A 19,572-nucleotide genomic window follows, 5' to 3' on the forward strand; every position below is an offset into this window, starting at 1 on the left:
GTTTCACTCCCCTGTGCGGGGTACTTTTCACCTTTCCCTCACGGTACTGGTTCACTATCGGTCTCTCGGGAGTATTTAGCCTTGCCGGATGGTCCCGGCGGATTCTCGCAGGATTCCTCGTGTCCCGCGATACTCAGGATACCACTATGCTTCCATCGGTTTCGGGTACGCAGCTTTCATGCTCTATGGCGGCGCTTTCCAGCGCCTTCCCCTCGCCTTTGTCTTGCAATCTCGTGGTCCTACAACCCCGCGGGTGCCGTAACACCCGCGGTTTGGGCTCTTCCCCGTTCGCTCGCCACTACTGGGGGAATCATTCTTATTTTCTTTTCCTGCAGGTACTAAGATGTTTCAGTTCCCTGCGTTAGCCTCTGTCATTGACAGATGATGTCCCTTCAGGACACCGGGTTGTCCCATTCGGAGATCCGCGGGTCAAAGGTCATTTGCACCTCACCGCGGCTTTTCGCAGCTTATCACGTCCTTCATCGCCTCCGAGAGCCTAGGCATCCACCATGTGCCCTTATCTACTTCCTTTCCGTCTTGCGGTATTGCTACCGCTACGGATTATACTCTTGGCTCTTGCGTCTTACTGTTATTGGGTTTGTACAACATGTCAAAGATCTTCTTCCAATTGACAATTGATAATGGACAATTGACAATTCTGGACTGTGGAGAATAACGGATTCGAACCGTTGACCCCCTGCTTGCAAAGCAGGTGCTCTAGCCAGCTGAGCTAATCCCCCTTCGTTTTCCGGGCGGCAAAGGTACGCTTTTCTGTACGTTCCGCAAGCGGATGCCCGGACTTTTTTTTTCGGAGTAGTCCCAGGCAGAGTTGAACTGCCGACCTCTACATTATCAGTGTAGCGCTCTAACCAACTGAGCTATAGGACTGTCAGTCTAACCTCAATCTGCCCGGACAGTGCCCGGCTTCTCTGGTTCTCCTTCATATCTTTACAAACAAACATCAGCAGTACAAGACCGGATAGAAAAGCCTACATCCTATCGGAATCTCAAAGCTCCAGAAAGGAGGTGTTCCAGCCGCACCTTCCGGTACGGCTACCTTGTTACGACTTAGCCCCAGTCACCGGTTTTACCCTAGGACGACCCTCGCGGTTACGTACTTCAGGTACCCCCGGCTCCCATGGCTTGACGGGCGGTGTGTACAAGGCCCGGGAACGTATTCACCGCGCCATGGCTGATGCGCGATTACTAGCGAATCCAGCTTCGTGGAGCCGGGTTGCAGGCTCCAGTCCGAACTGGGAGGGGTTTTCGGGATTGGCATCCTGTCGCCAGGTAGCGGCCTTCTGTACCCCCCATTGTAACACGTGTGTAGCCCCGGACGTAAGGGCCGTGCTGATTTGACGTCATCCCCACCTTCCTCGCATCTTACGATGGCATTCCCGGCAGAGTCCCCAGCATTACCTGATGGCAACTGCCGGCAAGGGTTGCGCTCGTTATGGCACTTAAGCCGACACCTCACGGCACGAGCTGACGACAACCATGCAGCACCTCCACAACCGCTATTGCTAGCTGTCGCGTTTCCGCGACATTCGGTTGCAGTTCAAGCCCGGGTAAGGTTCCTCGCGTATCATCGAATTAAACCACATGTTCCTCCGCTTGTGCGGGCCCCCGTCAATTCCTTTGAGTTTCACCGTTGCCGGCGTACTCCCCAGGTGGAATACTTAATGCTTTCGCTTGGCCGCTGACCATGTATCGCCAACAGCGAGTATTCATCGTTTACCGTGTGGACTACCAGGGTATCTAATCCTGTTTGATACCCACACTTTCGAGCATCAATGTCAGTTACAGCTTGGTGCACTGCCTTCGCAATCGGAGTTCTTCGTGATATCTAAGCATTTCACCGCTACACCACGAATTCCATGCACCTCAACTGCACTCAAGGCTCCCAGTTTCAACTGCAGTCCTACGGTTGAGCCGCAGAATTTCACAACTGACTTAAAAGCCCATCTACGCTCCCTTTAAACCCAATAAATCCGGATAACGCTCGCATCCTCCGTATTACCGCGGCTGCTGGCACGGAGTTAGCCGATGCTTATTCATAAGGTACATACAAACGCCTACACGTAAGCGACTTTATTCCCTTATAAAAGAAGTTTACAACCCATAGGGCAGTCATCCTTCACGCTACTTGGCTGGTTCAGGCTCGCGCCCATTGACCAATATTCCTCACTGCTGCCTCCCGTAGGAGTTTGGACCGTGTCTCAGTTCCAATGTGGGGGACCTTCCTCTCAGAACCCCTATCCATCGTCGGTTAGGTGGGCCGTTACCCCGCCTACTGCCTAATGGAACGCATCCCCATCCTTTACCGGTTCGCACCTTTAATTGAATCCCCATGCGGAGACCCAATACCATCGGGTATTAATCTTACTTTCGCAAGGCTATCCCCGAGTAAAGGGCAGGTTGGATACGTGTTACTCACCCGTGCGCCGGTCGCCATCCGAATTTCATTGCTGAAACCCTATGCTGCCCCGCGACTTGCATGTGTTAAGCCTGTAGCTAGCGTTCATCCTGAGCCAGGATCAAACTCTTCATTGTAATGAATTTCTTTAATCTCTTTTGCCCGGATTCCGATTTCCTTTTGACTTATTGTCCAGGTTTTGACGTTGACCTTTCATACCCATTCCGCTGATAACCAATCATCAGCAGAGCTCTTGTACTACTTGTCTGTTTGTTGCATTCTTTTCAAGTATCTAACGCTTTGCAGCGGCTTTCCTTATCGAAAGCGGATGCAAAGGTAGAGCTTTTGCATATTCCCTCCAAACATTCTACGCACTTTTTTTGAATATTTTTTGAGCCTTTCTCCTAAGGGTTTCATTAACAGATATGTTTTACAACATGTTTTTCGGGGATTGTTACGGGGATGTGACGGGAAAACGGGCGGGGAATGGTGGATTGGGATGGAGAGAGCAGGATGTTTGTTTGCGTTTGTTTACATTTTAAAAGGGAATTACAGAATTGACGGGTATGGAAAACCTATATAATAATGTAGGGGCGACCGGTCTGGTCGCCCGGTCCAATCATTATTGCCACGTTATTATGGGCGACAATATTATTTGTTGGCGATTGAATGGTGGTAATTGGATGTTGGCGATTGGTTGTTTATGGAATGTGCACTGATGAACCAACCATCCGTTATTGGGTCGGGCGTTATTGGACCATTCATTGTTGGACCGGGCGACCAGACCGGTCGCCCCTACATTCGTGTGGTGGACGTCCCGGAATTACGTTTTGACAAAATGTCAAACGAAGGTTCTGAGAGTGCCAATCCTCGCACCAAAATACGATTTGGTGGATTTCGTGGTATTCTCAGGCGATTCGCAAAATGCAGATTGTTGCATACAGGGGCGTTGGAACGACATTACGGAGGATGTTGAGGTTGAAGGAGTATCATTGTTCTGTTTCCCGTTCCTTACATCCCTCTTTTTATTACCTTCCGATTTGTTGACAGCACCCTTCTTCTAGAGAGTGAAACTCACTTCTTTTTACTTTCATTTTCCAAAGATTTGACTTCCGGGCACGAAACAATTGTGTTTGGCAGGTGAAACTATATTGTTTGAGGCGGCAAACTATATTGTTTGGCGCGCGAAACAATATTGTTCCGGGCACGTTTTGCCTGTTTTTCGAAAATGAAATGTATAGTTTTCTAAAATGAAGGGTATTTTCCCGGCATTCCGTTTGCAATCATTCACGTTTCGTCTCCAGATTATCGGATTTTTGAAAAGGACGAGTTAGCGAGAAAGGTCATTTTTCATGCCTGATGATAGTAAATACCTCAATTCGCTGACATCCTGTTATTTTTCCTTATCAGGAGAGCAACTTCCTTACTGCCCGACGGCAACGCTCCAAATCTTTTGCATCAACCGGTTTTTGACGCGTGCCTCCCCGCTCTATGCATACACGCAAGCGGAAGCCACTCCATTTCAATACTTCCTTCAAGGCACGAATCACCCCTCTCGTCTGATTAAACCATCTATTAAATGGATAGGGAGTCGTGGAAGTGCTCACCATAATCGCCAGCTTTCCTTTATGCAGCGGACGGGGACCATATTTCCCCTCTCCAATCAATCCATACACCATCCGATCAAGCAGGACTTTAAGCGTTCCCGGCATATTGCCCCAATAACAGGGTGCTCCTATTATCAAAGCATCACAACAATTAATCCGATGCAACGTGCGTTGTGCATCGTCTTCCGGTAAAACGCATTCCAAACGCGAACGACACACCATGCATCCGGTACAGGGAGCTACCTGCAAATCGGATACATTGACCCAATCGACATGTACACCGTGTGCCAGCGCTTCCTCACGCATGGCTTCAAGCATACGCGAGAGATTGCCCTTCCGACGTGGACTGGCATTGATAATCAGCAAATGTTCTACCTTACTCATGGATTAAATGATAATTTCCTCCCAAGCACGTTGATTCATAGACCTGCAGGGCATGCACCAACGTTTGTTTGATTTTCTGCTCTTCCCCTGAACCCGTTGTCGACAGAACCAGTAAAGGCAAGTCATACTTCCGGAAAACAGATTCTTTCAGTTCATCCCTCAGACTCTGCTCCGTCCCTTCGCGATGGAAACTGTAGCCATTCACTTCAATTCCCATGACCGGTAATTTACTGACTCTGTTAAACAGCAAAAAGTCCACATGGGTCTTTGCATGCGAAGTGTATTCATACTCCCGTTGCTCCAGCATCTGTTCTTTATGACGGAAAATAGAGCGTAACGGATAATGCAATACAACCTTCAGGTAAGCATATCCTCCTTCTTCCAGCACTTTCAGGATCAGCGGATAAAGTAAGTTTTCCGAATCATATTCCGAGACTTTCGGGTGCCGTTCCAGGTATTCCAGACGTTCTTTCGTGTAATGTTCATACAAATAATCAAAAATGGACGAGACCTTACTTTCAACGACCGCACAGTTCTGATAGCTGATGTAATGCAGCAAATCTGTGAGATTGCCCTCCTTTTCCTGCTTTTCTCCGGTCATCACCAGACAGAACTTCTTCTTTGCCCGGGAAACAGCCACATTCAGCATGTTATCATCATCACAAAAGGGTGTAATCTGATTATCCACAGCACTGAACACGATAGCGTCATTCTCCCGTCCCTGATACTTATGCACCGTCGCTGCCAGATCCGGTCTGCCAAACTCCTTATTGATGGCATCCACCTGATTATTGTAAGGAGTAACGATGCCCACATCATCAAAACCAGCCAGCGCGGGGAATACCTCACTCCTGATTACATCTATCTCCCGCTGGTTGCATTTATTCCGGGCATGATTGCCTGCAACTGTCGTGAAAGCACTCAAGACATTCTCTTCTCCGGAGTCAGGAGTCATAATCAGCAGTTGCCCTCCATAGAACTTCTGGTTGCAGAAATTGATGATACGCGGATGGCAACGGTAATGTTCGCACAGCAAGGTCTGCGGAACCTCTTTAATCACTGCCCCAATCGAGGTCAACAAACTGTAAGAGGCACAATCGTAACCTTCCGCCAAGTGATAACGCTCCTGCACAATCTTGAAACGCTTCCTGTCATCTTCCGTTACCACATTGGGCAACTGTTGCGAATCTCCCACAATCACAGCATTGCGTGCACACGTCAATGCCAGGAAGCCCGTCTCAACAGCTACCTGCGATGCTTCATCGACGATGACATAATCATAAATGGTATTTGCAGCCAGACAGGAACGTGCCGAAAAGGTCGTGCTCAAGACGATGGGATATTGCTTCAAGACTTCGGAAGAGCGTTTCCACAGGTCTTCCTCCGAAACCAAGACCGGACGTCCGTCACGATACTTCCGGCAAAGGGCATCTTTCAGCAGGAGCAAGGAGTTCTCAGTCAAGACTGTCATCAAGGCTCCGGCATCCTGACGCTCCAGCGCTGACTCCAAAGCAGCTATAGCCTCACAAAGTTCCCGGCGACGCTTCGGGTAATACAAGGTCTGCAACCTCGTAATCAACGGAAGCAGATTTTCCCGCTCCATCCGTTTGGTCAGCCGGAACCAGTAACGGCAGAGGAATTTCAGCAGAAGCCACCTGAATCGTCCGCTCCAGCCATGGATGCCGACAGCAGCATCTTCATCCACATAAGGCTGAAGCTCCAGCCACAACCTGAGCAACTTACCAGAAGTGAGGGAGGTGCTTTCCCGAGCGTCCTCTTCACCCAGAGCATGTTCCTGCTTGAAATGCTCCCATTCCAGGTTTGCAGCTTCCAGCTCCTGCCTCTTAACCGCCAAGTCATTCTGTAGGGAGAACACTGCATCCAACTGCCTGGAGGCTGTGTCTACCTTCTTTTGGGCATCCTGCACCTCCTCGCTTTGCCAGGAGAGCAACTCCTCGGGAAGAGGAGGTTGGGAACGGATAAATTCTCCCTTATTCTCCTTATTGCCTAAGGGAGCGACCATGAAATCAAGACCATACTTTGCCAGCTTCTCCCGGATATTATCTGTTGCCGAATTGTTTGCCGACACCACCAGGGCGGTCTTGCCACGCATCACGATGTTAGCCAGGATATTCAGAATCGTTTGCGTCTTACCTGTTCCGGGAGGCCCCTGAACGATGCAGACCTGATGGGTGAAGGCTTGTCTCACCGCCTCTTTCTGACTGGCATTGCTTCCAAACGGATAAATCAGGTTTCCCGGCTCGGTCCTTTTAGGGGACGCCGAATACCCCAGGTAAAGGGAAGCTACCGTATCGTCGCCTACATAGCTGATAGCCGCATACTGCTTTTCCAGTATTCCTTGCACCGCCTCGTTCTTCCGGGGTTCTCCATTCTTGCCCAACGGATTCAGCCCGGCGATATGCTTCAGATAATCAAAGACGTCGTTGCTCCTGGAGTTGCACAAGCAATTCGTCACGACCCGGATACATTCACCGGGATAATCCCGGTAACGCCCACTGTGAAAGACAATCCGCCAGAAGTCCTGCTCATCGTAAGCATAATGCCACACGTCCTTGAGTCCGGACAGTTCCTGGCCATTCAGAAAGATACGATTGACATCCGGGGCCGGGTCGACCCATTCACGCATCCGGTTGCCCAGGCATGCCAGGTTCTGCCGGCTATACCTGTAATATTTGCTGCTGTTCGTGAAGCGTACCCGGTACATGCCGGCATCATCCTGCTCGAAAGAGGAAATCTCGGCACTCTTCGGCACCCATTTCCCTTCCTTCTTAATCAATATATAATGGCTCGGTTCATTCATGGTCCTAAAACAAACAACGGGTTGACACGTTCATGAGGGGGACGAAGTTCCGGACGAACATTACACTCCTCCACTCATCAACCTGCCAACCCGTCACTAAGTTACTTGCTTGTATACGTGCTGACTCCGCACCGGCGTATGGCGGACATCAATAAGCTCGGGCAAAGAGCACACGGCGTGCCGACGGTTTACCGGTCAGCATGTCCACACCCGGCTGGAGACTTTCCTCGTCGGCATCAAACGGAATGCAACGGATGGTTGCCTTGGTTTCTTCCTTGATGCGCTCCTCTGTCTCGGTCGTACCGTCCCAGTGAGCCAGGATGAAGCCACCCTTCTCTATCTGCTCCTTGAATTGATCCCACGTATCCACCTTGAAGGTGTGAGACTGACGGTAATTCAGTGCCTTCTGATAGATATTGGCTTGAATCTCATCCAGCAGGTTCTTCACATATTCCTCGATACCGTCGCAAGAGACTGTATGCTTCTCCAGCGTATCACGACGCATGATTTCCATCGTGTTGTTCTCATAGTCACGGCCTCCCATCACCAGACGGACGGGAACGCCCTTCAGTTCGTAATCAGCAAACTTGAAGCCCGGACGCTTGTTGTCGGCATTATCATACTTCACCGAAATGCCCAATGCACGCAGACGGTCGACAATGCCAGCCACCTTTGCATCAATGAGCTTCAACTGCTCGTCACTCTTATAGATAGGCACAATGACAACCTGAATCGGAGCCAACTTCGGGGGCAGCACCAGTCCGTTGTCATCCGAATGGGACATGATGAGCGCACCCATCAGACGGGTCGACACACCCCATGACGTAGCCCACACGTAGTCCAGTTTGTTATCCTTGTCGACAAACTGCACGTCAAAAGCCTTGGCGAAGTTCTGTCCCAGGAAGTGCGAAGTACCGCTTTGCAATGCCTTGCCATCCTGCATCAAGGCTTCAATGGTATAAGTATCCAACGCACCGGCAAAACGTTCATTGGCAGACTTCACGCCTTTCATCACCGGCACTGCCATGTAGTTCTCTGCAAAATCCGCATAGACTCCCAGCATCTTCTGTGCTTCGGCCTCTGCCTCTTCACGAGTGGCATGTGCCGTGTGTCCCTCCTGCCACAAGAACTCAGCCGTACGCAGGAACAGACGGGTACGCATTTCCCAACGCATCACATTGGCCCACTGGTTGCACAAGATGGGCAGGTCGCGGTAAGAGCGGATCCAGTTCTTATATGTACTCCAGATAATCGTTTCCGATGTCGGACGGATAATCAGTTCCTCTTCCAGCTTGGCAGCGGGATCGACAATCACCCCACTCCCATCTTCGGCATTTTTCAAACGGTAGTGGGTCACTACGGCACACTCCTTGGCGAAGCCTTCCACATGTTCAGCCTCACGGCTCAGGTATGATTTCGGGATCAAAAGCGGGAAATAGGCATTCACGTGTCCGGTCTCTTTGAACTTGTCATCCAGCACACGCTGCATCTTCTCCCAAATCGCATAGCCATAGGGCTTGATCACCATACATCCACGCACGGGTGATTGTTCAGCCAGGTCTGCCTTTACGACCAAATCGTTATACCATTGCGAATAGTTCTCGCTACGCTTGGTCAGTTCTTTCAATTCTTTTGCCATTGCTTTATCTTGTTTTGATTATTACTCTTCGATTTTTGCGAATGCAAAAGTAGTAATTTTCTAAAAAAGAGGCTCCATCTTTGACTTAATAAGTTAGGCGGAAGCGCGTGCGGTATCCGTACATTATTCTTCTACCTCCTTCTGTCTCCTTGTCTACCCTTCTGCCGACAGAGCTGCTACCTCGCCATGAAGAAGCAGAAAATTAGACTAAATATTAATAAAAGCGGACTTTTTTAGCAACACTTTGTCAGATAAAGCCTATATTTGTCGATACAAAACGTGACATTAAATCATTAAAATTGACATGAATATGAAAGGTATCAAAACAACTTCCTTGTTACTCAGCGGCCTGTTGGTATTGGGCAGTTGCGGTAATATGAACAACACCACGAAAGGTGGATTAATCGGTGCCGGCGGCGGTGCTGCATTGGGCGGCATCATCGGAGGTCTCGTAGGCAAAGGCAAAGGTGCAGCTATCGGCGCAGCCATCGGTACGGCTGTCGGAACAGGTGCAGGAGTCATCATCGGCAAGAAAATGGACAAAGCTGCAGAGGCAGCCCGTCAGGTAGAAGGTGCACAAGTGGAACAAATCACCGACGCAAACGGCTTGCAGGCTGTGAAGGTAACATTCGATTCGGGTATCCTCTTCAACACCAGCAGCTCTGCCCTGAGCGCATCGGCACAAAGCGCACTGAGCAAGTTTGCCAACAATGTCCTGAAGCAGAACAACACCATGGATATTGCCATCAAGGGTTATACCGACAATCAGGGATGGCGCAACAGTACGGCTGAACAAAGCGTACAGAAGAACATCCAGCTGTCACAACAACGTGCACAAAGCGTTTCTTCCTACTTGCTGAACTGCGGCGTAGCCTCCAGCCAGATCAAGTCAGTTGAAGGTCTGGGCGAGGCTAATCCCGTAGCCGACAACTCGACCAAGGAGGGACAGGCACAGAACCGTCGCGTAGAAGTCTACATGTACGCCAGCGAACAGATGATTCGCGATGCCGAAGCAGGTAAGTAAAATCATCACATCCATATTAAATGAATTGTCAGAAAGGAGGCACCTCACGGCGCCTCCTTTCTTGGTTTTCAAAGGAAAGCTTCCCGGGCTGCAAGGGGGACAGACACCGGAAAGCTCTAGAGAAAAACATAAAGAGCATGCTATCAGTAACCTTAAACCCAAATCGGTCATTAGACCGCTCAAAGTTCTCTTTGTTTCAAAAGAGCAAGCTCTTTGAGCATCTTGTCCACCTCTGTCGGCATCTTCTTCCTCGTTCTGTCTCGACGTAGCCCGCTACGTCTTCAACAAAACGAGAAACAAGCTGCAGGACAGATGCGAACAATCTACTCAAACTCAAATGACCGATTTGGGTTAAACCCAAATCATGCTTATACTATCCGGCGGATAGACTTCGTCTATGCCGTACTTCAACCGACCAAAGTATGATACTTAGGCCCCCTAAGTATCATACTTTGGCAGGCTAAGTATTATACTTTGCCTCATCTAAGCCGGGCTTGTGTCTCATCTGTCCCGCCGATGTCTTCGATACGGAACTGATGGAATGTCAGACTGACGTTCCGGTCATTCGGATGCATACCCGGCTGTACCGCGACACAGACCGACATGCCATCGACAGCTTCCAGCACATAGGAGTGCCCGTCTCCGGAAAGCATCCGGTACCACATCCCGTTCTGGGTATACAGGAACTTGATGGCATTCGATGTCTCATACTCCCAGGTTATCCGGTAATGAGACAGCTCTCCTTTACTGAAGGTGAACATACAGGTCTGTTCGTCGTAGTCCACATAATCCAAGTCTGTCACATCTTCCTTCAAGAAGTTCAATACCGTCACCCTTGTCAGTGAATCCGTCGTGAAGGACACCAGGTTGGCATCGGTGCATTCATACTGGAAAGGTTCGTCCAATGTCAGCTTGGGCAAAGGCTGATACTCCGTTGTCACAGCGTCATCGTCGCATGAAGTCATGGAGAAACTCCCCAAAAACAAACCAGCCATCAATGCAAAACGTCCGTACATAAGTAAATCTCGTTTAGTTATATGAGTTATTTTGTTTGAAAAAGGTGAAGGGACCGGTTCACACTCCGTTCAAATCATCTCTAAACCCGTTTATTCCGGTCCCTTCGACCACTCAAACCGATGCAAAATTGAAAAGAAGAGCCTATAAACTGCTTGTTTGATTCTGTACTAAATTTGTCTATTACTAAACAACGTACTCCCTGTCCTACTATTTGGAAAGTCTGTTTGTCAATATGGAAATAATATGACAATACGAATGGAAACTATCAGTAGCGGAACTCTATCCGCGAACGAAGGAAGATGAAAGACTTATTTACCAATTCCGGTTACTTATCAATTCTATTTAACAGAAACACAAATCATTCGGTAACTTATCGATAGATTTTGGTCATTAATCTAGAGAAACTCTCCCTTTATCTATTTTAAAACTATCCTTTTTTACAAATTCCTATCTTTGCTTGCCTACTTATCCAATGATACGACTATGAAATTCGAAGAAATCCTCCATAACTACCAGATACGTTCCTATTCAGAGCATGGGATTGCCTTCCATCGCATCACCCCTTCGTTTTATGAGGAAAGTTCTGCGGATGTCATCATTGAGGAACACTCCATCCTCATCGTCACGGCGGGTCAGCTGAACATCGAACTGGCAGGCAAGCCCTATTGCCTCACCGGCAACAGCCTCGTGGACACCGGGGATGAAATGATTCCGCTGCGCATCCTGCAACAGTCGGCAGACATACAAGCCAGCCTGCTGATTCTATCGAAACAATTCCGGAGAGAACTGTTGGCACGACGCCCGACCTTTCCCATCTCCTATCTCATGCGTATCAAGCTACACCCTATCCTGACCGTCGACACGGAACGGCTCCCCTCCCTCCGCCGATGCCTGGACAACATCGTCTCATCCATGGACGAGTGTTCCCATCGGTTTCAGAAAGATATCCTGCTCTGCAAAACACATGTATTCCTGATGGAGCTGGCAGATATACGTCTGCAACCGCACCTGGCAGAGCTACCGGGCAACAAGCATGCAGAACGATTGTTCCTGGAGTTTATCAACCTGCTGTCCAGACACGTCCGGCAAGAACATGGAGTGGGATTTTACGCTTCGGAGCTGTGCGTCACCACCCAATATCTGGGACGCATCGTCCGTCAGTTTACCGGAAAGACTGTCTATCACTGGATTTGCGAAGCACTGGTCCGCGAGATTGCCCAGCTTCTGTCAGACACGGACGCCAGCCTGCAGGAGATTGCCGACCAACTGCACTTCTCCGACCAGGCCGTCATGTCCAAGATGTTCAAACGCCTCCAGGGTATCCCTCCGTCAGTCTACAGAGACCAGATCGCCCGAAGGAGGACCGAGCTGCCCGCGCCGCACAGCGTGTGCTGACCCCGAGGGGCGTCAGACACCACGCAGATTCTCCAGCTTCATCTTACGCAACTGGTAAAGCAGCATGCCAATGGCTGCCAGAGCCGCCAGGAAATCGGAAATCGGCATGCTGAACCACACTCCTTTCACGCCATAGATGGGAGGAAGCAGCGCCAGACCGGGTAAAAGGAACAGCAGCTGACGGGAGAGGGAAAGGAAAATGGATATAGCCGCCTTGCCTATGGACTGGAAGAATTGCGTAATGATGATTTGTGAACCGATGATGGGAAAGACTGCCACACCAATCTGAAGGGCAATCGTCGCCTGATGCGTCAGTTCTTCGTTGTTGGTAAACATGCCCACGAACAAGCCCGGGAACAATTCGCTGATAAGGAAACCGAATGTCGTGATGCACGTCGCTGCCACAATGCCCAGCTTCAGTGTCCGCTTCACACGGTCAATGTTTCCGGCTCCGTAGTTGTATCCGCTGATAGGCTGCATCCCCATCGTAATGCCCATTACAATCATTACGAACAGCATTTGAATACGGTTCAAAATACCAAAGGCACCGATAGCAAGGTCGCCTCCGTAGTTCAGCAACCGGTTGTTGATAAAGATCACAATACAGCAGGCACACACATTCATGATGAACGGCGACATGCCGATGCTGAAGATATTACGGATGATACGCGGACGCAGACGCAGGCTGACACGCTTGAAGCGGATGTAGCTTTTCTTGTTCACGAAATGCGAAAGTACCCAAATCATACCGGCAAACTGGGAAATGATGGTCGATATGGCAGCTCCACGGATTCCCCATTCCAGCACAAAGATACAGACCGGTGCCAGGATGATGTTACACCCGACGGTAAGCATGGCTGAAAACATGGCCTTTTTCGGATAGCCCGTGGCACGCATCATGTTGTTCAGACCGATGGTCACATAAGTAATGGGACTGCCCAGGAGGATCACCTGCATGAAGTCCCGTGCGTATGGCAACGTCTCATCACTCGCTCCGAAGAAGTAAAGCACCTCGTCCAGGAACAGCAAGGTGATGCCACCATATATAAAGGCATTGATAACACACAGGATAGCCACATTGCCCAACACATCTTCTGCCCCTTTCACATCCTTCTGTCCCAGACGAATGGACGAGATGGAAGCTCCACCCACGCCCACAAGGGTACAGAAAGCCACCAACAGGTTCATCAGCGGGAAAGTAATAGCCAGACCGGAAATTGCCAACGGACCGACGCCGTGACCAATGAAAATGCTATCGATAATGTTGTAGAGTGAGGTTACTGTCATGGCAATGATGGCGGGAACGGAATATTGTACCAATAATTTCCCAATGGGCGCACTGCCCAAAATGTGAGGATTGTTCTCTTCCATAAATAGCGCTTTTTGATTTTGGGGTGCAAAAGTACAACAAATTCACGTCGCTTGTCTACATTTTTGATTTGCATCAAGTGTGTTTCATGTTTTTTAATAACTTGCATTTCGCATACACATCGGGCTTGCAATGCACAGGCCCCGGTCACTGTCTGAAGACCGGAGAGCCTTGCGCCTTGCAAGCCCGATAAAATCAGTCTAAGAGAGTCTGTTACTTGGCAGGCAGCTCGTCCAGTAAGGTCTTGACAGCTGCTTCCAACTGTGCATCACGCCCTTGAAGGACATCTGCCGGAGAATTATAAATCAGCACATCAGGCTCCAGTTCATGATTCTCCGCATAGTTTCCTTCCATATCCACACAGCCCACTTGCGGTATACCGAACACGAGGCTGGGGTCAATCTGGTTCTCCCACCATACTGCTGTCATCGTTCCCGGTACGGGAGCACCGACGAGCTTACCCAGCTTCAACGCCTGATAGAGTTGAGGCGTGCCGTGGGCATTGCTGTAGTTGTCTTCACAAACCAACATACAGGAAGGTTTCGTCCACTGGTTGAACGGGTCGCTACCGATGTACTGACCCTGTGCCACAAAACGTTGATATTCCTTTCCGCCCAACAGAACCATCAGGTCTTCATGGAGCCATCCGCCCCCATTGTGACGTACGTCGACCACGACAGCCTCTTTGTGACGGTACCGTCCGAGCAACTCGCTGTAAGTCTCACGAAAGCTCTCGCTGTTCATTGCCTCAATATGGATATAGCCCAAACGACCTCCTGACAGACGCTCCACTTCAGCCCGGTTACGTTCCACCCAACGATGGTAGAGGACCTTGTTCCACTGACCGGCACCGATACCACGTATGGTCTCTTCAAAACGTTCCTTGGTATCCGGATTATAGACAGCCAGACGTATCTTACGACCGACCTTGCCCTCCAGCAAGGGGAAGTAGTCTTCTCCCTTCTTCACCTCACGTCCGTCAATCTGCTCGATGATACAGCCTTCAGTCACCTTTGTCTTGATTTGGGCAAACGGACTCTTTGCAGGAATCTCCTTAATCTTCAATCCGTCTCCCTTGTAGGTTTCATCATAGAAGACACCCAGCGAAGCCGTCGGCATCGCCCCTCCCCGACCGCTATAACGCGCTCCGGTATGAGAAGCATTGAGTTCGCCCAGCAGCTCGCTCAACATTTCCGCGAAGTCATAATTGTTATTAATGTAAGGGAGGAACTTCTCATAGACCTTCTTGTATCCATTCCAATCCACCCCATGCAGGTCCTTCATATAGAACTTGTCTTTCACCTGCTGCCAAGCATGTTCAAAGATATATTCCCGCTCGGCATACGGACGATAATTGAAGAATGCCTCAAATTCAATGTGTTCAGGACGTCCGGAGCGCATATCGATTTCACGCATGCCTCCACCGCCACAAATGAAGATGCCGCCCTGCTTGGACTGTACCAGGTAGCCCCTGCCAATACCTTTCACCAGAATACGTGTACTGCCCTCCTTCAGGTCCCGTACCCACAAGTCCTGCGGACCTTCGAAAGATGTCAGGTAGTAAAGCATGTTACCGTCTTTGGAAAGGAGTGCGTCGCCCAGCAAAGAAGAGTTTGCCGTCAGGCGCATGACACGGTCACGACAGTTCTCCAAGTCGAAGGTGAGTGTCTCCTCCTCTTCCTTCTCCTTCTTGTCATCCTTCTTATGCTTCTTGCCCTTCTTCTTCTTGTCCTGTTCCGCCTTTTCCTTTGCCTCTTTCATCTTACGCTCCTTTTCAGCCTCTTCATACAAGGCAAGGTCTTCGTCATTCATTCTGAACTTCTCATAGGCTTCCAGATCGAAGAACATGATGTAGACGTCGCTTTCGGCTCCCCAGCTTCCATGGCTACGGAATCCGGCACGGTCGCTGCTCCATATCATGGCTTTTCCACCGAGTACCCACTTGGCACGTCCATCGTTGTAACCGCTCTGCGTCAGGTTGTGCATCTCGCCTTTTCCATCAGCCTTCAGCAGGACGATATCCTTATTGTTCCATCCGCCGACACCGATGAAGTCTGAAAGAATCCATTTGCTGTCCGGACTCCATTGGAACCACTGGTCGCCATCGGAGTAGGAATACTGGTATTTCTTATCCATCACGGTACGGACCTTCTTGCTCTTCAGGTTCATGACTCTGATGGCAGTTCTGTCTTCCAGGAAAGCCACTTCCTTGCCATCAGGACTGTATTGCGGCTGAAAGGAGGTCTTGCTCGATTTGGTCAGACGCTCTTCCTTGATTTCGGTCGCATACGTAAATTGCTTTTCATCCTCCTTTACCAACGAAGCCTGGTAAATCTGCCACAAGCCATCCCGCTCGGAAGCATAGACCAGGCTGCGTCCGTCAGGAGAAAAGTCGACATCCCGTTCCTGCTCAGGCGTATCAGTAATCTGTTTGGTTGTCTTGTATTCCACCGAAGTCACATAGACATCTCCATGTACGATGAAGGCAATTTCGTCGCCATCAGGTGAAACAGCCATTTCTGACACCCCATTCTGCAATACCTGTCGGATGACATCCCGGTCCAGACGATCCGACATGATTTCAATCTTTACCTTCTTCGGCTGCTTGCCGGGAGTCAGGGTATAAATTTCACCATCCAACCCGTAGCACAATGTTCCATTCTCTGCAATGCTCAGGAAACGTACGGGATTCACTGTATGCCTGGTTATCTGAGTCGACGACGCACTGCCCAATCGGCGCTTGAACACGTTGAAAGTACCGTTCTCTTCACTCAAATAATAGAAGGACTCGCCATCGGGTGCCCAGACCGGATCACGATCCTCACCCCGGAACGCCGTCAGCTTGGCATAACTCCCCGGGGTGCCCGGCGTATACATCCAGACATCACGTGCAATGGAAGACTTATGGTGCTTGCGCCAAGGGTCTTCGTACCCTTTCTTATCCTGGTAAAGCCATTGTTTGCCGTCCTTGCGAATGGAGATGTGCTCCATGGGCATGGACGAGAACATCCGGGGACGTCCTCCCTCCACGCTTACCTCATAAACCTGATTGAATGTGCCTGAAGGGAACTGCATGTCCTCTGCAGACGGCTGGATAGCGGCAGCAAACAAAACATGTCCGTTATCTTTAAAAACAATCGGAGTCTCACTGCCAGAATGAGTGGTCAGACGTTGAGGAACTCCTCCCTCACGCGAAACGATAAACACGTCCAGACTACCCATGCGATCAGATGCAAAAGCAATCTTTTTACTGTCCGGACTCCACACCGGCGCTGTGTCGTATGCCGGATGAGAAGTCAGCTGCATGGCACGCCCGCCACTGACCGGCACCGTGTAAATATCGCCTTTATAAGTGAAGGCAATGGTCGTCCCATCCGGAGAAATGGCACAATCCCTCATCCACCAAGGCGATTCCTGTGCCAACGCCCATCCGGTCAGGATACAAGCTGCGGCACTCAACAAAATTTTCTTCATGTAGAAAAAGGTTTAATGGTTTAATGAATGTCTGCAAACGTCCATTGTCACCTGATATGCTTATCACTTACCCAGTAAAACAGAATTCTTACAGATATCCACTATCGTTTGTTTTATATGATAAATACACTCTGCCACAAAAGTAGTGAAGTTTTCCAAATAACAAAGCGCGAACTGCACATATATTGCAAGTAAAAATCCAAAACTTGCATCTTTTTGTGCAATTCGCGCCCTGTCAGGATACTCGGATCCCCAACTATCATTCTGCTGTCTCGTCCCCGGCAGAAGCATCTTCAAACTCTGTCACACCGGCATTGATGAGAATGTTATACCACTGAATAAGTTTCTTTATGTCATTTGCATAAACACGGTCCCGATCAAAGTTAGGAAGTACCTGCGCAAAAAATTCCTGCAATTCAGCAAGACTTGCCTTCTTGTAATCGAAGTCAACAACGGCTCCATTCTGCTTGTTCTTAAGGGCTGTCAGTACCTGGCTCAAGGGGACGTCATCTTCTTCTGTATACATGGAAATATCCCCCAATGAAGTCACTTTGTCACTTGCATAAATGGGGATACGCTTCTTGGTAGCATCAAGTGTCTCGACAATCAACATGTTTCTTCCTTGCGAAAGCAAACGGTACAGTCCCGGCTTTCCGGAGACAGATAAAATAGTTCTCAACATAATTTTGTGTTTTATCTCTTAAAGTAATTTGTTTTCATAACGGGGAGCAAAGATACAATGCCCCGGTCAAGATACAAAGCCCGTATTTAAAAAAATGAAGTAGCCGAAGCCATTCTCACGGCCTATCAATGGATTTCGGAAAAAGCATTCAGTTGAGCCAATATCTGTTCCAACTGAGGCAACAATGGCGTCACTCCGTCATTGCGCACCACAAAGTCAGCACGGGCACATAGCTCTTCGTCAGGCAACTGATGCTCCATGCGCTTCCGTATCTGCTCTTCCCGAGCTGCATCCCGCTTCATGGCACGACATAAACGGACATTCCAAGGAGCCGACACAGCAATCACCTTATCGACTGTGTTTTCAAACCCTGATTCATAAAGGATGGCGCATTCCATCCCCACCAGACGGCATTGCCTTTGCCGTTCAGACCAGTGTTCGAAATCGGTCTTTACACGTGGATGAATGATTGCGTTCACACGGGCTATACGTTCAGGAAAACCAAAAATATAAGATGCCAGCACCTCCCTGTTTAACGAACCATCCGACGCATAGACCGCATCGCCGACCAATGCCGACAAGTCACGACGGATATGAGGGTCTGCCACTGTGAGTCTTTTGGCTTCATCATCGGTTTGATAAACAGGGATATCCATTATCTGTAACAGACGGGATACAACCGACTTTCCACTACCGATGCCTCCGGTTATTCCTAGTTTAATCATGGCGTTTCGAACGTATTCACTTGTTCTATGATAAAGTCGACCTCCGGTGGGTCAATACGGATGTAGCTCACATTGTTTGGAAAGCTTTTCAACTTAACCCGGTATTTATCAGAATTACATTTCAACAGTTCATCATACGTAACTGTTATCAGAAAATCATTCTCTGTGACACTCTTGAAATGCGCCAATCCCACTTGAAAAGTCAGCGACACCTTTGACGGGAAGGTCTTGAGCATCTTGTCTGCCGGGAAGTTCACCGGGTGAATGGGAATTTCCAATTTCTTTTCCGTATACATATCTGTACAGATTTCCACATCCACTCCTTCCGGAACAAACTTTGCTCCGAAAACCGGAGCCAGTGTCTCGTGCCGACGAATCGTGTCGTCAACCTGCGTACAAGCAAAGCTTTTCGTATAGACAGCTGTCAATGTATCCAAAATCTCTTCCGGAGCATAAACCAATATGGAATCCGGACTGACATGCATCTCAGAGATATAGTATTGCTTCTCCGTGGTGACCTTGCTCTGCACGACCACGGGAACTTTCTTTGCTTTTCCCCGTGTATATACGATGTCAAAAGCATAAGGACGTATGGCACCGACCTGTGTCGTATTCATCAGCTGCGAAGTGACCATTTTCTGAAATGAAGAGCTCTCCACACGAACGCGTCCGCTCTCATTTTCCAACTCGCCAAAATCCAACGTGAGCGGATAAAACGAACGTCCCAACATATAATTAATCAATACGGTTCCACGGTCTTTCACCTGTACCCGGACCGATGCCGGAGGAGGCATCGTCATCACCACATTGTCCGGGACATTCTCCACCCTTACAGGGATGGCCAGTTCCATCTCATAAGTGTCATTCAACTTCTGCAACATCCAGAAGAAGAAGGCAACGACCAGGAAAAATAAAAAAATCAGAAACTCCCTGCTTTTGGGACTGAGCAGGAAGTTTCTGACTGTACGTAACGTCCTTTGAACAAGAACAGATATATCTCTTTTCGCGGACATTGATGT

11 protein-coding genes, 2 tRNA genes and 2 rRNA genes (1 of these 15 cut by a window edge) are annotated in these 19,572 nt (G+C 49.2%); 2 read left to right on the plus strand and 13 right to left on the minus strand.

Translation table 11 applies throughout. The annotated features are described in order from the left end of the window. From C8275_RS10215 to proS, 7 genes are all read right to left on the minus strand, one after another. Window positions 1-531 (minus strand): 23S ribosomal RNA (locus C8275_RS10215); it reaches 2,353 nt to the left of the window's first position. A 135-nt stretch (window positions 532-666) separates the two neighbouring features. After that, window positions 667-740: transfer RNA gene (locus C8275_RS10220), tRNA-Ala, on the minus strand. Between the two features lie 74 nt (window positions 741-814). Next, a tRNA-Ile gene (locus C8275_RS10225) sits at window positions 815-888 on the minus strand. Window positions 889-1,019: 131 nt separating this feature from the next. After that, window positions 1,020-2,553: ribosomal RNA gene (locus tag C8275_RS10230) — 16S ribosomal RNA — on the minus strand. The 16S and 23S rRNA genes sit together here with 2 tRNA genes alongside, the layout of an rRNA operon. A gap of 1,269 nt (window positions 2,554-3,822) precedes the next feature. Continuing rightward, window positions 3,823-4,407, minus strand: a complete 585-nt coding sequence (locus tag C8275_RS10235) for a flavodoxin family protein (RefSeq protein ID WP_106485034.1) — start codon at window positions 4,405-4,407, stop codon at window positions 3,823-3,825. After that, complete coding sequence (locus C8275_RS10240; RefSeq protein WP_106485035.1) at window positions 4,400-7,228, minus strand: AAA domain-containing protein; 2,829 nt, start codon at window positions 7,226-7,228, stop codon at window positions 4,400-4,402. Before C8275_RS10240 ends, C8275_RS10235 begins: the two co-directional genes overlap by 8 nt. A 148-nt stretch (window positions 7,229-7,376) precedes the next feature. Beyond that, on the minus strand, window positions 7,377-8,867 hold the full coding sequence (proS, locus tag C8275_RS10245; RefSeq protein ID WP_022385720.1) for a proline--tRNA ligase: 1,491 nt from the start codon (window positions 8,865-8,867) through the stop codon (window positions 7,377-7,379). A gap of 310 nt (window positions 8,868-9,177) precedes the next feature. Between proS and C8275_RS10250 the strand changes: the two genes are divergently transcribed. Beyond that, window positions 9,178-9,891, plus strand: coding sequence for an OmpA family protein (locus tag C8275_RS10250; RefSeq protein WP_106625803.1), 714 nt, complete (start codon window positions 9,178-9,180; stop codon window positions 9,889-9,891). Window positions 9,892-10,370: 479 nt separating this feature from the next. Here C8275_RS10250 and C8275_RS10260 read toward each other — a convergent pair whose 3' ends face one another. Next, window positions 10,371-10,907, minus strand: a complete 537-nt coding sequence (locus C8275_RS10260) for a hypothetical protein (RefSeq protein WP_106485037.1) — start codon at window positions 10,905-10,907, stop codon at window positions 10,371-10,373. A 484-nt stretch (window positions 10,908-11,391) separates the two neighbouring features. Between C8275_RS10260 and C8275_RS10265 the strand changes: the two genes are divergently transcribed. Continuing rightward, window positions 11,392-12,303, plus strand: coding sequence for an AraC family transcriptional regulator (locus C8275_RS10265; RefSeq protein ID WP_157948242.1), 912 nt, complete (start codon window positions 11,392-11,394; stop codon window positions 12,301-12,303). A 12-nt stretch (window positions 12,304-12,315) separates the two neighbouring features. On the opposite strand, the gene C8275_RS10270 is transcribed toward C8275_RS10265, so the two are convergent. The 5 genes from C8275_RS10270 to C8275_RS10290 all read right to left on the minus strand — a co-directional run bounded on the left by C8275_RS10270 (window position 12,316) and on the right by C8275_RS10290 (window position 19,566). Beyond that, a complete protein-coding gene (locus tag C8275_RS10270; protein WP_022385724.1) occupies window positions 12,316-13,674 on the minus strand; it encodes an MATE family efflux transporter in 1,359 nt (452 codons plus the stop codon). 211 nt (window positions 13,675-13,885) lie between these two features. After that, the gene (locus tag C8275_RS10275) at window positions 13,886-17,146 is read right to left on the minus strand and encodes a S41 family peptidase (RefSeq protein ID WP_106485039.1); all 3,261 of its coding nucleotides are present in this window, start codon (window positions 17,144-17,146) and stop codon (window positions 13,886-13,888) included. 259 nt (window positions 17,147-17,405) lie between these two features. After that, the gene (locus tag C8275_RS10280) at window positions 17,406-17,828 is read right to left on the minus strand and encodes a DUF5606 domain-containing protein (protein ID WP_106485040.1); all 423 of its coding nucleotides are present in this window, start codon (window positions 17,826-17,828) and stop codon (window positions 17,406-17,408) included. Window positions 17,829-17,953: 125 nt separating this feature from the next. Continuing rightward, the gene (coaE, locus tag C8275_RS10285; protein ID WP_106485041.1) at window positions 17,954-18,553 is read right to left on the minus strand and encodes a dephospho-CoA kinase; all 600 of its coding nucleotides are present in this window, start codon (window positions 18,551-18,553) and stop codon (window positions 17,954-17,956) included. Next, window positions 18,550-19,566: a CdaR family protein gene (locus C8275_RS10290; protein WP_106485042.1), complete on the minus strand. Its 1,017-nt coding sequence runs from the start codon at window positions 19,564-19,566 to the stop codon at window positions 18,550-18,552. The genes coaE and C8275_RS10290 overlap by 4 nt, the downstream gene beginning before the upstream one ends. Between the last annotated feature and the right edge of the window lie 6 nt (window positions 19,567-19,572).

The sequence above is a fragment of the Bacteroides sp. Marseille-P3684 genome (genome assembly GCF_900291465.1).
Taxonomy (GTDB): domain Bacteria; phylum Bacteroidota; class Bacteroidia; order Bacteroidales; family Bacteroidaceae; genus Phocaeicola_A.